General features: G+C 40.0%; 24 protein-coding genes and 1 pseudogene. All 25 read right to left on the bottom strand.

Translation table 11 applies throughout. From position 1 onward, the window contains the following. Nucleotides 1-48: 48 nt before the first annotated feature. The gene (locus HT719_RS04475; protein WP_138702237.1) at nt 49-279 is read right to left on the bottom strand and encodes a hypothetical protein; all 231 of its coding nucleotides are present in this window, start codon (nt 277-279) and stop codon (nt 49-51) included. 249 nt (nt 280-528) lie between these two features. Then, on the bottom strand, nt 529-822 hold the full coding sequence (locus tag HT719_RS04470) for a hypothetical protein (RefSeq protein WP_001151571.1): 294 nt from the start codon (nt 820-822) through the stop codon (nt 529-531). A gap of 45 nt (nt 823-867) precedes the next feature. After that, nucleotides 868-1,464, bottom strand: coding sequence for a major tail protein (locus tag HT719_RS04465; protein WP_000216339.1), 597 nt, complete (start codon nt 1,462-1,464; stop codon nt 868-870). A 16-nt stretch (nt 1,465-1,480) separates the two neighbouring features. Then, nucleotides 1,481-1,861, bottom strand: coding sequence for a hypothetical protein (locus tag HT719_RS04460; protein WP_000588569.1), 381 nt, complete (start codon nt 1,859-1,861; stop codon nt 1,481-1,483). Further along, nucleotides 1,861-2,259: a hypothetical protein gene (locus tag HT719_RS04455; RefSeq protein ID WP_000094295.1), complete on the bottom strand. Its 399-nt coding sequence runs from the start codon at nt 2,257-2,259 to the stop codon at nt 1,861-1,863. The genes HT719_RS04460 and HT719_RS04455 overlap by 1 nt, the downstream gene beginning before the upstream one ends. Continuing rightward, nucleotides 2,252-2,641, bottom strand: coding sequence for a hypothetical protein (locus HT719_RS04450; RefSeq protein WP_000830391.1), 390 nt, complete (start codon nt 2,639-2,641; stop codon nt 2,252-2,254). The genes HT719_RS04455 and HT719_RS04450 overlap by 8 nt, the downstream gene beginning before the upstream one ends. Beyond that, a complete protein-coding gene (locus HT719_RS04445) occupies nt 2,628-2,816 on the bottom strand; it encodes a hypothetical protein (RefSeq protein WP_000598693.1) in 189 nt (62 codons plus the stop codon). The genes HT719_RS04450 and HT719_RS04445 overlap by 14 nt, the downstream gene beginning before the upstream one ends. Then, a complete protein-coding gene (locus tag HT719_RS04440; protein WP_000401888.1) occupies nt 2,809-3,099 on the bottom strand; it encodes a hypothetical protein in 291 nt (96 codons plus the stop codon). Before HT719_RS04440 ends, HT719_RS04445 begins: the two co-directional genes overlap by 8 nt. A 13-nt stretch (nt 3,100-3,112) precedes the next feature. Next, a pseudogene (locus tag HT719_RS04435) lies at nt 3,113-4,228 on the bottom strand (phage major capsid protein). An 18-nt stretch (nt 4,229-4,246) separates the two neighbouring features. Then, entirely contained in the window at nt 4,247-4,969 is a 723-nt protein-coding gene (locus HT719_RS04430) for a head maturation protease, ClpP-related (protein WP_000152604.1), read from the bottom strand. Then, entirely contained in the window at nt 4,950-6,098 is a 1,149-nt protein-coding gene (locus HT719_RS04425; protein ID WP_000506468.1) for a phage portal protein, read from the bottom strand. Before HT719_RS04425 ends, HT719_RS04430 begins: the two co-directional genes overlap by 20 nt. A 55-nt stretch (nt 6,099-6,153) precedes the next feature. Next, the gene (locus tag HT719_RS04420; RefSeq protein WP_166730729.1) at nt 6,154-7,794 is read right to left on the bottom strand and encodes a terminase TerL endonuclease subunit; all 1,641 of its coding nucleotides are present in this window, start codon (nt 7,792-7,794) and stop codon (nt 6,154-6,156) included. Then, on the bottom strand, nt 7,791-8,129 hold the full coding sequence (locus HT719_RS04415; protein WP_000393459.1) for a hypothetical protein: 339 nt from the start codon (nt 8,127-8,129) through the stop codon (nt 7,791-7,793). Before HT719_RS04415 ends, HT719_RS04420 begins: the two co-directional genes overlap by 4 nt. Nucleotides 8,130-8,248: 119 nt before the next feature. Beyond that, nucleotides 8,249-8,545, bottom strand: coding sequence for an HNH endonuclease (locus HT719_RS04410; RefSeq protein WP_000573817.1), 297 nt, complete (start codon nt 8,543-8,545; stop codon nt 8,249-8,251). 213 nt (nt 8,546-8,758) lie between these two features. Further along, nucleotides 8,759-9,301 (bottom strand): site-specific integrase, encoded by a 543-nt coding sequence (locus tag HT719_RS04405; protein WP_001028145.1) that lies wholly within the window; start codon nt 9,299-9,301, stop codon nt 8,759-8,761. Nucleotides 9,302-9,600: 299 nt separating this feature from the next. Continuing rightward, on the bottom strand, nt 9,601-10,029 hold the full coding sequence (locus HT719_RS04400) for an ArpU family phage packaging/lysis transcriptional regulator (RefSeq protein ID WP_023940104.1): 429 nt from the start codon (nt 10,027-10,029) through the stop codon (nt 9,601-9,603). A gap of 70 nt (nt 10,030-10,099) precedes the next feature. Next, nucleotides 10,100-10,330, bottom strand: coding sequence for a helix-turn-helix transcriptional regulator (locus HT719_RS04395; protein ID WP_000653363.1), 231 nt, complete (start codon nt 10,328-10,330; stop codon nt 10,100-10,102). Then, nucleotides 10,320-10,499 carry a hypothetical protein gene (locus HT719_RS04390; protein ID WP_050207556.1) on the bottom strand — a complete coding sequence of 60 codons (180 nt, stop codon included), beginning with the start codon at nt 10,497-10,499 and terminating at the stop codon, nt 10,320-10,322. Before HT719_RS04390 ends, HT719_RS04395 begins: the two co-directional genes overlap by 11 nt. 107 nt (nt 10,500-10,606) lie before the next feature. Continuing rightward, entirely contained in the window at nt 10,607-11,167 is a 561-nt protein-coding gene (locus HT719_RS04385; protein ID WP_172928376.1) for an Lrp/AsnC family transcriptional regulator, read from the bottom strand. Beyond that, nucleotides 11,118-11,297 carry a hypothetical protein gene (locus HT719_RS04380; protein ID WP_172928375.1) on the bottom strand — a complete coding sequence of 60 codons (180 nt, stop codon included), beginning with the start codon at nt 11,295-11,297 and terminating at the stop codon, nt 11,118-11,120. The genes HT719_RS04385 and HT719_RS04380 overlap by 50 nt, the downstream gene beginning before the upstream one ends. After that, nucleotides 11,290-11,655 carry a YopX family protein gene (locus HT719_RS04375; protein WP_230558124.1) on the bottom strand — a complete coding sequence of 122 codons (366 nt, stop codon included), beginning with the start codon at nt 11,653-11,655 and terminating at the stop codon, nt 11,290-11,292. The genes HT719_RS04380 and HT719_RS04375 overlap by 8 nt, the downstream gene beginning before the upstream one ends. A 38-nt stretch (nt 11,656-11,693) precedes the next feature. Next, the gene (locus tag HT719_RS04370) at nt 11,694-11,954 is read right to left on the bottom strand and encodes a DUF1372 family protein (protein WP_000819332.1); all 261 of its coding nucleotides are present in this window, start codon (nt 11,952-11,954) and stop codon (nt 11,694-11,696) included. Continuing rightward, on the bottom strand, nt 11,951-12,427 hold the full coding sequence (locus HT719_RS04365; RefSeq protein WP_000502463.1) for a class I SAM-dependent methyltransferase: 477 nt from the start codon (nt 12,425-12,427) through the stop codon (nt 11,951-11,953). The genes HT719_RS04370 and HT719_RS04365 overlap by 4 nt, the downstream gene beginning before the upstream one ends. Beyond that, entirely contained in the window at nt 12,427-12,714 is a 288-nt protein-coding gene (locus HT719_RS04360; RefSeq protein WP_172928374.1) for a hypothetical protein, read from the bottom strand. Before HT719_RS04360 ends, HT719_RS04365 begins: the two co-directional genes overlap by 1 nt. Further along, nucleotides 12,714-13,199: a DUF1642 domain-containing protein gene (locus HT719_RS04355; RefSeq protein WP_172928373.1), complete on the bottom strand. Its 486-nt coding sequence runs from the start codon at nt 13,197-13,199 to the stop codon at nt 12,714-12,716. The genes HT719_RS04360 and HT719_RS04355 overlap by 1 nt, the downstream gene beginning before the upstream one ends. Nucleotide 13,200: the final 1 nt, after the last annotated feature.

The raw sequence follows: 13,200 nt of genomic DNA, 5'->3' as shown, positions 1-13,200 counted from the left end.
TCCTTCCTAACTCCTCAGAGCAAAGAAAAAGCCCTCACGGACTTTTCATCATTCTTTATAAAAATCATCCATTGCCAGGCTCATAAAAGACCAGATAAACATACCAAGATATAGATAAGCATAGAGTGGCAAGGAAGCAAAGATAAAGGGTGATAGCAAGAGCATACCAAAGATATCTACAAAATTTGTACAAATACAATACAAGCCAAAAGCAAGATAAAGGATAAAAATGGTAAACCAAAACCAATATCTTCTACGTGCTTTTTCTTTTCGAGACATTTCTTCCACCTCCTCGCTTATACCTCTATTATATTCCTAAGCCTTTGATTTGTAAAGTCTTGACCTAGAGACTTTCTAAAAAATCTGCCAAGTCAAGCACTTCTTCTTGTTCACTCGTTTCCAGACTTCCCAAGACCCCCATCAAGTCCTCCCAACTCGTATCCATCACATCGCGAATGCTCATTCCATAAGGACCCTCTGTAACTTGCTTGACAAAACCATAAAAACGTTTGATCGCTTGCCCAGGTGCTAGCTCTTTTCCTTTGGGTCTACATCACCTACCAGATGAGCATAAATTGCTGTAAAAATAGAAATCACTTTCGCAAAATCTGTGTATTCTAGTAATTGTTCTACTGTCACATCATCAAACAAACTAGCAATAAATCCCAACTGCTTATCAAGCTTCTCTACCTCAGATAAATCACTTGTCAAGGATTCGTTCATGACCAAATAGTCACGATAATCACGAGTTGTGATTTCTTTGCTCTTTTTTAGGACATCTTCTCCCTTGTCATTTTTAATTGTAAATTGAACCTTAGCCATATACTTTCCTTTCTAAAAAAGTAAAAGAGAGCTTTCGCCCTCCTTCTACCCCGCAGCGGTTATGTTTAGTTGACCTTTCAATTTCTTCAACTTTTCAGCATCTGAACCATAAACAATAGCACCATAACGCCCCTTAGTTGCAACGTCTGAACTAGCTGTCGCAGTGAAATTCACACTAGTAGTAGCTAACTCATTCGCCTTATCCTTGAGCGTTTCAAAATCAATAGCATCCATAGAAAGCTGACCTTTATAAAAACCATAGTAAACAGGTTCCCCATCAGCAGTATTACTTTCAATGAGAATGGAAACATTCTTGGCAACTGTGTCTGCACCGAAGTAATAGATACCATCATCATCGCCATACCCCAAAGCATTCGTATATAAAGCTAATGGGACATCAAGCAAGCCCATCTCTACCTTAACATCACCGACTCCTCGATTGGAGACGTGATAAGCCACATTACTACCATAAGTCTTTACAGGGTCACTAGATAATCCAGTTACTCTAGCGGTCTGTGTAGCCCCTTCATTATCTTTACCTTCTAGCGTGAAGAGGTTCTGTCCAACCGTTGGAGTCTGTCCATCATGCACACGAATGGTGACTGATTTAAGTCCGATAAGTGCAGTTCCTTTTACTGTCATTTCTTTTTCCTTCTTTCTAGTATTTCTCATATAGAGCGCTCATACCACGATAAGTCCGAACGTCTACATAGCGCTTAATATCAGGAATCCATTGTTCCAAACCACCTTCAGTCTGATAAAATCCCTGTTCTTCCATTATTTTTTCAATTCTTCCTTGGAGTTCTTTACACTCCACTCGATTAGTAGACTCTACATTGATTTGATAGAGAAAAGTCTTAGCCAAACTAGTATTACTACCGTGAGCCGTCTGCATTGGAGGCCCTACAGGGATAATGACAATACTGGTCTCGCCATCTCCCAAGCTCTCAGGACGCTCAAAAGACTTGATACTAATACCAGATAAAGACTCATCCTCTTCCAAAGCATCGTAGAGTTCAGTTAATTTGTCTTTAATCATTACAAAAACTCCTGTTTTAACTTCATGCCGACTTTAGACTTAAAGACCGGCTTACTCGCTTCAAAAAAGCGGCGCATGACTCCGAAACCACGAGGATGCCCATTCTTTGCATATCCAAATTCATTTAAGTGAATAATAGTCCAACGAGGACTTTTAAAACCTAATTTAACCATTGGAACTCCGCTGGATGTACCAGTCACATTCCCATGAACGACCGCACCAACCGTCTTCCCAGTGTCAGCGTACACCGCCATAGCCCGTTTGAAAGTTGGCTCAAACTCCTCAACCGTCTCCTTCAAGGCTCTGTTGACCTTTCTACGAACTACCGGCTCTCCTAGTCGAGCCTCAATATTCCTCAAAATATCATCAAATCCTTTTAGATTAGCTCCACTAGACATCACGACCACCTCCGATAAGGACAATCAAAAAATCCCGATTAGCAAAATCAGGACGGACATCAATGATTTGCCATTTCTTACCAACTAGACGGATATCCCCCACTTCGACAAAATGCCGATTTTCAGGCTGATAATCTGTCAGAGGGTCACGAATCTTCAAAGTCATCTTAGCTTTCATCGCTTTTCCAGTTGCAATCTCAACGTCTTTCATACTTGGAGAATAAGTTTGCCCCATCGTATAAAAAGCCTTCTCGTAACTCACATCACGACCATCAACCCCTTTTTTTATTTTAGAGGTATAGAAAGTCAGGGGAGTTCTCAGGTCTCCATTTTGAGACTCAGGCTTTTTGTAACGATAGCTTGGTCCCTCACTCCTCTTCATTTACACTCACTACTTCCTTAGAGCTACGACTTCTGGACGACTTTTCCAACTCGACATAGTCAGGTAAATGTTCCTTTAGCTCAGCAAATCGTTCTTCTGTCGCTTCAAACCTTTCTCCGACTTGCCTAAGGACTCCCTCCTTGAGGTCATAAAACTCTTTTAATACCTTAATCATCACTATCCTCCATTTCTATCTTATCTAACGATAATGCTAAAATATCCGCTTTGAAATTTTCGTAAAAAAATTCAACTTGGTCATTATAGACATAGCGAGCACGTTCTAAGATAAGTTCCCTTATTTGATGATCGTGTATATTCCCACTTCCTACCAAGCGGGTAATAACCATTTGAGAACTTTCTAACATCCGTGAGAGATTCGCATCTTCTCCGCTATGAAAAATTCTCATCCGCTCCTTAAAAGGATCAAGGAGGGAATGAAGTTTAGCTTCAATCTCCATCCTTCGTCACCTTTTATTTTCCAATATTCAGTGTCCACACAGCAGCAGTCTTTTCATCATGCGCTTTACCATAAGCAAATTGCTTAGCAGTGTAGAGATTCAAGTCTTCTAAAGCATAGGTTTCGGTAAATCGTCCAAATTCAATCCCCCCACCTACAAAGGCATCGTAGCGACCTTTGACAAATGTAGTCACCTTACCAGACGCTTGAGCAACCGACTCAACCAAGATGAGGTTATAAGGCATAGCTGTTACATATACACCCTGAGCATTGAGAGACGTATATTGCTTCTTCACATCCCAGGCATCTACAGGGTTCACTACCATAACCAAATTACCTTCTACTGCAACAGGAGTGGTATTGTCAGCTTTTGTAGAATGGTATTTATAAACCTCCGTCAACTCTTTTACCACGGTAGCAGAGTCTGCGAAAGTCAATGGTTTTTTCTGAGCTTGTTTCTCAGCATAAGTTACTTTTTCACTTTCTGCAGTCCCTGTAAGAGTACGAGACAACCCGATAGGCTTGTTGTCCCCATCACCATTTAAATAACCAGCTTCAAGAGCAGCTGCAAAGGCCTCTGTAATTTGAATGGATACGTAAGACTGTAGCCAAGCAGGACCAAACTTTTCAGAGTCTTTAGGGATTACAACAAAAGCAGTCAATTTAGACTGAATCGCTTCTTCTTCAGCAAATTCTTGTTTCAATTGTCCTTGAATTTCAGCATTGATTTTACCCCAAACCGCTTGACCTGTACGACTAGACTTGAGGAATTTCAAACGAATACCAGCATTACGCAAGCCGATGTGTTGAAGAAGTGGACGGGCTGCCACCATATCCTCAAAAATACGGTCAATTGTTTCCTGAGGGAACAATTTCTCAATTCCTTTGGGAGGAAGTTTCTCAATGTTGTTGAAAAATTCGCGAGCTTCAGCAGTCAACTGTGCATCGTATGGATTCATAGTTGCGATTTCTTTACGAGCAGCTTCTCGAGCATCATCTTGCAACTTATCTGTCAATGCCTCAATCATCTCGTTATAGAGCTTATTTTACTCCTCCATAGGAGCACCAGTTTCTACTGCATTCATAAAGTTCTGACGAGCAGTTGTAAATTCATTACCAAGTTTCATCATTGTTTTTTATTTCCTTTCTTAAAATGGGAAACGACCCAACCCCACAGGTTCAGCCGTCTTGTCTTCTTTTTTCTTATCTTCTGGGATAGGTAAACTGTTATTCAACCTATCACGAACCAAGTCCGCCAATAACTCCACATCTGGGGTCATCGCAGATCGGATTTTTTCGATAAAATCACGAGGAATCACAGGTGTCTGACTAGCTACCAAGACAGGAGCTTCCTGACTTTCAAACATGACCTTATCTGCGAAGCCATGATTAACAGCAGAACGAGCATCAAACCACGTTTCACCCTCCATTAGATCCAGTAAATCATCTAATGCCTTACCAGTCTTATCAATATAGGCATATGCGATGGACTTATTAAACCCTTCTAACACACCAGCCTCATGCAAGAGCGCCTTATGGTCACCACGTACACCAGCAGATACATTATGGATCATGATCTGCGCTGTAGGACTAATTTCCACCTGATCACCAGCCATAGCGATAACACTCGCAGCACTAGCAGCAATCCCCACGATTTTCACCGTCACATGCCCCTGATAAGCACGCAATGCTGTATAGATTTCACTACCAGCATACACATCACCACCACCAGAATTGATGTGCACCTCCACATCTTCTCCCGTCGTCGGCAATACAATATCCTTAGGAGCGGTTGCATCCATGTCTAGCCAATCATAAAACCAGCGGTCATCATTGGATACAATCGCTCCCTTAATCTGAATGATTGTCATCCTCATTTCCTCCTTTCTCTATTTCGTTTTCACCCTGATAGTTCTTAGTGATAAGGAAAGAATCCCCACCAGGAACAGCCTCAAGACCAAGTTCCAATCTCACCTCATTTCGAGTCATAGCCCCAGATGAGATGAGTTTATCTATGTTCTCAGCCAGAGCAAACTTATCCAGTCCCCCCTCACCAAAAATCACAAATTTTTTCTGATTAGCGTATCCAGCCGAACTCACCATAGCATGGTTTAGAGCGTCACCCACTTTTTTAACCAGCGATTCATAACAATAACTGTTAAACATCTTCTGGCTATTAGACAAATCAGCCATATCTCCATGCATCAAAGCCGTCGGCAAACCTAATATATCCGCAACCTCGTCATCAAATTGACGTCTCAGTTTCTTCAACTCTTCAACTGATAGATTTGTAGTTCCTACCGTATTGGTCAACTCCGAATACTCCACACCATCCATTGTCGGTACAATGGCAACCGTCTTAGACGTAAAGGACTTAAAAAGATTGTCCGCATATCTCTGCAGTTTCTTTCTCTTATCCTCATCAAAAGTTCCATTCGCTTTTGTAGCCAGAACCCCACGGATCTGATTATTTCTAGCTAAGGCTTCCACCAGACGAGTATGTAGTTTTTCATAATCAGAAAACAAGTCAGATACATATTCTTGCAAGCGATTGTTATTATACTGAAGAAAGATGACATCACTCATAGCAAACTTCCTCTGAAATGTATAATCCCCGACAGACACCATCTCAAAGGTGTCATCATACAGAGCATAACGCCTACGAGTAAAAGCATCAGCTACCAGTAACTGCTTATCATCAGACAAAACAATGAGTACTTCGTTTTTCGTCAATAAGCGATAAATGACCTTCTGCCAGAACTCCGAGGCCGACTCATTCTTATTGGGACGCACATTTAAAATATAATCCCAGTCTGACGTCACATGATGATTCTCCACCATATACCGAAATTCCGACTTAGCAAAGATACGAGCCACAAACTCCGCCGACTTATCAATCGCTAAACTCTTTAACTGCAAACACCCCAACATTCGTTCCAACTCTTCAAAATCAAAACCAACATCAGGCGCATCACGCTTAAATAAATTTAAGAACCCCATGCTTCCCCTCCTTCCTATCCAATTACCAACCTACCACCCAAAATTTATTCTTAGATTAAAACTCCCAATCCTCTAACATATCGAGGAATTCCCCAACGTTCGACTCATGTACAAGCTCACGTTTGTATAGAGCAGCAATCAAGGCATGGAAACCATCCGTCTTTCTTCTGACGGGCTCTTTCTTCAAGAAACGCTTATTGCCATCCTTGTCCTCTTTGACGTAGGTATTATCCGTATACCAAATCATAGAATTATCATTCTCAAAGATAAATCGTTCATTAGCAAATCCATCTTCGATGATTGGCGCAACCTTGGATTGAATCGCCCCAGGATTTCTCAAGAACTCATATTCAAAACCAGCCTCTTCCAAAAGAGGTTTTAACAAGTCCATTCTGAAACCATCTGCACATACAAGCTCAATCTGATAAAACTTACTCCATTCATTCAATTTTTCGACCAATAAACGAGGGTCAATACTAGGGCCGTCCACAATTGTAAATAAGCCTCTATCTGCCCATTCCTGAATAGGAGCTTTAAGTTTAAAAGCTTTCAAAAATGCTTTACGAGCAAATGAATGTTGCTTCCAGATAAACTCATCTCCGTTCTTAAACAACAAACCAACACTCGCAAAATCTCGAATGCTAGCATAGTCAAATCCTGCGACACAGGACTTACCCAACAAGTCAATACCAGGCGAACGTAAACAAGCAAGTAATCTTTCACGAGTCGTCACATCTTTCTCAAGGTCTGCTTCAGGAAGATTCATCCGTTTAGTCATGAACTCCTGACGACCAGACGGCTCCAGCTCAAGGTCATCATAGTCAGCCTTAGTTCTAGCAAGCAACCTCTTAGCGTAAGGCGTGCTTTCATCCAACATCGGATTTGCTTTCGGCCAATTCTTCATGTCATCCACCTCATCCGCACTATCAAGCTTGCAGATAAAAGGGAAGAGTCTGAAATCATCAACCTCTCCATTCAAGATTTGCATAGACTTCTCTATCAGCTTGTCATAGAACCCCTCGCGCACATACCCATTCGTACCGTTGTAGAAAGTCCTGACATGAGCAATCTTACCAAGACCAGACCTTTGAACCTTCACAGCCTTATCATTTTCAAATTGGTGAATCTCATCAAACTCAAGACAACCATCACGAGCAGAGTCCATAGTCTTCGGATTATTCGTCCGAAAAGAAAAGACCGAGTTGTTCGCTCGACCTGTGATAGACATTTTAGTCAGATAGAAATGGTTCTCAAGACCACGCCTTTGGATAGTCTCATAAACTTCCTCAAACGAAACCTTACCCTGTTTCTCAGAGTTAGCAGTGATAGTCACATCGTAATCTCTGATAGGGTAGATAGGGCTGATAAAAAACGATGACCTTGCTGACATAAAACCATTCTTACCACCCCCACGAGCAAGTGTGTATAGATACTCGTCAAAGTGTGGTTCCTCGTCTACCTTCCGAAAAAGAAAAATGAACGGTGTCAAGAAAAGTTGATACTTAGCCAGAGGGAAAAAATTCTTTTCCGCAAACCGAATGAACTTATCAATCAAGTCATTATCAAAATACAAATCATCACGAGGATAGATTTTCTCCTTGATGATTTTAAACAGCAACTTCCTTTCCTTGTTGACAACAACTTCTCCATTCTCGGCCATTTTGATGTAGTCATCAACCAGCGGATGAGAAATCATAACAGATCACTTCCAGACGTAGCTTTCTCGACAGGAGAATTTTCAACATCAAAATCAAACGACCGCTCAATAGCCAAAAGCTGATTACTGGTTGTGTTGATTTCCTTGATGAGAGAATTCGCTTTTTGGAATCTTTGTTGTCCATTGTGAACAGTGATGACCAGTCCGTCTTCATGAAGTTTAGCTTTCAGCTCATAAAGCAGCCGGACAAGATAAAGATAGCGATTGACTTTTTCATACTGAATCGCATCCTTTTTTCTAGGACTGAAATAGCCAATTTTAGAAAGTAGCTGATTTTCTAATTCTTTTATATTTTTTTCCGAGTATTCTTCCATTACCCCCCACCCCCTTTAATTTTTTGTTAAAAATTTGGACAGTCGAGTGCAGACCGCTTACTGGTTCCTTTGAAATTTCCTGATTTTTTTGACCGGGGGGGTGTTTAAGATTCGTTCACCTAACCCCACCATTCATCTTTTCGGAAATTTCTGTCATTCTTATCAAAACGATCATGCCTTTTATTATGACATGCTTTGCACAATGTTCGTAGGTTATCGATATCAAGCGCGAACTCTGGATAGAACTCTAGCTCCTTGATATGGTCAACTTCTAAATTAGTAGTCGTGACCTTGCCTTCATCCCTGCACCATACACATTCGTAATGATCTCGTTTAAGTGCTTGCCTTCTTATCGTTCTCCACTCGCTGGAATTGTAAAACTGGTTTCGTTCTTCTCGAGTTGAAACTTCAATCATTGTTTAATATTCTTTGTCCATTACATCTTTCGTCAATAATTATCTTAAAGATACTTATTTTAAATTGCTGTTACTCTATATTTTCTAGCGTTCAATTAGACATATCTTATATTCTGTCTAATTCAAACAGTCGCCAAAAAGCCTAACACAATAAGGATATACAGTAATCCACTAAATGAATTAGCGTTTGACTCGTTATGTCTAATTGGTTAACTACAATCCAAAATTTGACATCGCTTTGTCCTGTTGATCTTGACGAATACCTATATATCTTAAGGTAATAGCTGGTGATGAATGATTAAACAAACTCATCAACATTGCTATATCTTTTGTCTTTTTATAATAATGATATCCAAATGTCTTCCTCATTGAATGAGTTCCTATATTTTCAATACCACACTCAGATGCAGCAACTTTTAAAATCCAATCCACAGTCCTACGATCAAGTGGTTTATTTTTTCCGACTCTACTTTGAAATAAAAAATGATGATGAGGTTTATTTTGTATATACTCTCTAACCTCACGTTTGAGAGTTTTAGTCATTTTAATCTTTTTCTTCTTCCCAGTCTTTTGTTCTTTCAGTTTGATATACCAACCTTGAACATCCTTTACTCGAATTTTTAAAATGTCACCAACTCGCAAACCTGAATTGATACCAAAAAGAAATAAAATATAATTACGCTCATTCCATTCTCTCAGATAATCTTTCATAGCCTGTATATCATCTTTATCCCTGATTGGTTCTACAATATTCAAAACAAGTATCACCACCTTTCAAATAATCAAAAAAAGCCACTGGTCGTGGCATTGAATATGACAGTAGCTGGAATTGAACCAGCTGGTCTAGCAGTAAAACGCACGCTTGGTAAAAGTTTCAAGGAGACCCAAACAACCTGCTAACCTGTCCTTACTGTCTAAGAGGCCGAAACCTCTGTATTTTTAGGAGTCCTCATGACTGTTCGTTACCCAATCATTGGATAATACTATTTTAGCACCTTTTTTCGTTCCAATTCTCCCAAGATTTTCCCAGATTTTTCCCAAGATTTTCCCAGAAATCACTTGTAAACCAAAAGGTTGCTTGCTTGATAGGACTCCGCGAACTCTAGTAGAGCTTTGTTTAATATCCGATAATACTCACTAGATGAGTAGCCTAGTTCTGAGTAGATGCTGTAGTCTTCCCTCCTTTTCTTCCTGCAATATCGTTCGATTAGGATACGTGTATATTCCATATCGGAAAGATTGTTGATTGCTTTAGCGATTAGTTCTAAATCCTGCTGAGCTGATACTCTACGCAAGACCATGCTTTCTACCTGCTTACTTGTCTGACCACTTGATGATTTTGGTTCAAGCGAGTAGGATATTGTTATTTTGGGGGCGTATTCTTCTCCAGCAATCCGTCTCAGACGACTGTATTTTTTTAGGACTTTGATAGCTTCCTTTCTGGTTTTCTTTTCATCGATGATATCCAATAACTCTATTTGCACACGAACTCCTCCTCATGATATAATAGTTATGCGAAACCATACCATGAGGAGTCAGCTGTGCTGGCTTTTTTCATGCCCTACTCCCGAGAATAATATCAGCAGGAAAAGCAAAGTAAGTACAGATATCTTCTACATTATAAATATTCGGTACACTTTCCTCCTTCTCCCATTTAGCAATCAGGTAGCGACTATAGCCTAGTTTAGCTGCTAACTTTTCTTGTGACAACTTCCTTTCCTTACGTTTTTGCTTTAGCAAGAAAGCAAACCTACTTGCTTGTCTTGGATTTAATTTATCCTTCATCATCCACCTCAATCTTTATGACTGCCCTACCATTCGGATGGCGTTTTTGTGTAGATGCAAAAGTGTAATACTTCAACATCCTCTCGGCAATTCCTGTTTCTTTGCTGATTTCAGCAAGAGTGCCCATGGTAATGAAGGTGTCGCCATCATACAAAGCGTATTCACTCATGCTCCATCTCCTCAATCAGCCAATCAAGGTTCTTTCTGGCTTTCTTCAGGTCTTCCAGACCGTTTGCGCCTTGGTAGTGGCTTGGTTTGTTTATGTTGTCTGTCATGTTAAGTCCTCCTCATAAAAATCATATCATTCAAATTCCTCCAAGCGAGATTGTTACTTTGATTTCTAAACTCTCGCTTTTTGTAAGGAATCTGATGTTTATTCAAGCAGTAATATACCTGATTGTAATGTAGTCCTAATTTTTGTGCGATATCTTTTACAGCTATACCTTGATTGGCTAGCGAAACTACATCTTTGTGAAATATAGTCAAGTCTAAAATTTTTCGTTTCCCTAATTTTCGGATGCGGTCTCGAATGGCTTTCTCACTACGTCCTAAGATACGAGCCAAGGTCTTGTACGAAAAGCGTTGGTAGTATTTCAGGATATAGCTATCATCTGCGTCTGACCATTTGGGCTTAAATTGCAAGTTAGGATTGTATTTCTGAAGTTTGGCTAATTTTGACCGAACTGCGTTGTAACTTCTATCCAAAAACTTGCAAGCCTGTGTTAAATCATGCTCTTCTCTGGACAAGACGTACCACTCCAGATAATCAACCTCATCTTCTGTCCATCTACGTCCTGCCATAATGTTTATACGATCCATGTAAATAATAAGTGCCATCTTTACGCTTGTTTACGTAATACGTATATTGCCCATCTGGACTAGCGTAGGAAATCTGCTTCTCTCCTGCCCAGATACCATTGTCACGCATCATATGGCAATTCTCCATAATCCATTCTACGTCAGGCATCTAGTAACTCCTTGTTTTCGTAGATGTTGCCAACGACTCTATAAGAGTAACTTTCATCGCTAAGAATTTCATGAAAGGGCGCAATATCATCTACACTTATTGCTTCTATCATAAAGACAGCTTGCTCATTATCCCAAGTCAATTTTGCATTCCCAAGGACTTCTCCTTCATCTTGAATTTCAAGAACATCCCCCTCAAAGATTTCCTTGCCGTTCTTATCCTTGAGTCCTGTTGATTGCATGATACATTCATAATCATCAAAATGTAACCAATCTTTTTTCTCTTCAATCCAAATGATAGGACAAGTCCAGTTTTCATCACTTAGATCACAATTGCCTACCATGACTTTGTAATTCATTTCTTTTCGCAGTCTATCCCACGCTCTAAATTTTGGTATCATAACATCACCTCATCCCCAACTTTCACTTTCTCATACACGTCCTTCGTAACCACAAACACCCCGTAGTCACGAATCGTAAGCGTGTATAATTTGCCATGTCGTCCTTTCTCGACGACCTTACCAAATATCTCAGCGCCTGCGTTATCCGCCTTGTAGATAACCATCGGCTTTTTCTTTTCTAGTTCTGCAATCCTGTCCATCTGCCAGATGTTTAGTCCAGCAGATACCAGAATCCAGATAGCTATGAATCGTTTCAATCTGTGACCTCCTCAAATTTCATAAACGTCATCCAATGCGTAGTACCTCTTTGTTGTCCAAACAATGGTTTAAAAGGTACAGATTTAAGAACCTCTTTAACGTTGATTTGACAATCAGACCATTTAAAAACTAGAGTACCTCCAACTTTTAGAACTCTCATGCATTCTTCAAAACCCTTGGCTAAATCTTCCGGCCAGGTAACTTTATCCAGCTCGCCATATTGTGATCTCATAATTGAGTTTTGACCTGCCCATTTCAAATGTGGCGGATCGAATACTACTAGATTAAATGTTTCATCATCGAATGGCATATCACGAAAATCTCCGACAACGTCAGGGTTTACGTTTACCTTTTTCCCATGTATTTCAAATTTTTCTTGTCTGATGTCCATGAAAGTTGTATGACTCTCATTTTTATCAAACCAAAACATACGACTGCCACAACAAGCGTCTAGTATTCGTATATCTCCCATTATTCCACCTCCTCAAAATAACTATGAAATTTACTTAAATTGACAATAGCGACCTCTTCAACAAAATGCTTTTCAATGTCAAAGTCTGGGTCATTTTTACTAAACTCTTTCTTTATCGCTTTTTCGGCCAGCGAAGGTAAAGCGAATATGCTTGCTCCGTTTTTTAGGGTCAGCGCTTGACCGTGTTTATTTACTATTCGATAACCAACATCAAACGGTCTAATTTCCATTGGGATTTTTATGCGTTTACTTTGATTCTTCATTCCTTCTTCAAGCGTTTGTATCATCACTCCACCTCCTCAACTTCAACACCCTCACAATCGAACACCCAGCCGAAACCAGCTTCTTCAAGTTCTTTGCGGGTGAATTTATAATTTCCAGTAATTATATTTTGGTTAAAATAAAGAACCTTCCCTGATTGCGTTTTAGTCAAAGGTTGCCCATTATTCAGACTAACAAAATACCGCTTCTCTTTTTCGACCTCGTAGCCGTCAAGCCATGCACGAGCAACTAAATCAAATGGTCTTTCTTGCATAAACCATTTCCTAACTTCATCGTTCGTGAAATCAAATTCGAATAATTCTGCCACGTCTTTACAAGCTTTTCTAGCTTCCTCAATCCATTCAGCCACAAACTGCGGAACTTTGACTTTCTGCGGTTCGTCTAGTTGTTCCAAGTCTCTTAGAACGGTTTTTAGAATAGTTTTTCCGCTAACAATACCTACAACACATTCAACCGCTTCGTACTTCTTAATCAATGACTTAATATTCATC

Source organism: Streptococcus sp. k-378 (genome assembly GCF_013277505.1).
GTDB lineage: Bacteria > Bacillota > Bacilli > Lactobacillales > Streptococcaceae > Streptococcus > Streptococcus pseudopneumoniae.
The sequence above is the reverse complement of the archived record's forward strand: the minus strand, read 5'-3'. Positions and strand labels throughout refer to the sequence as shown.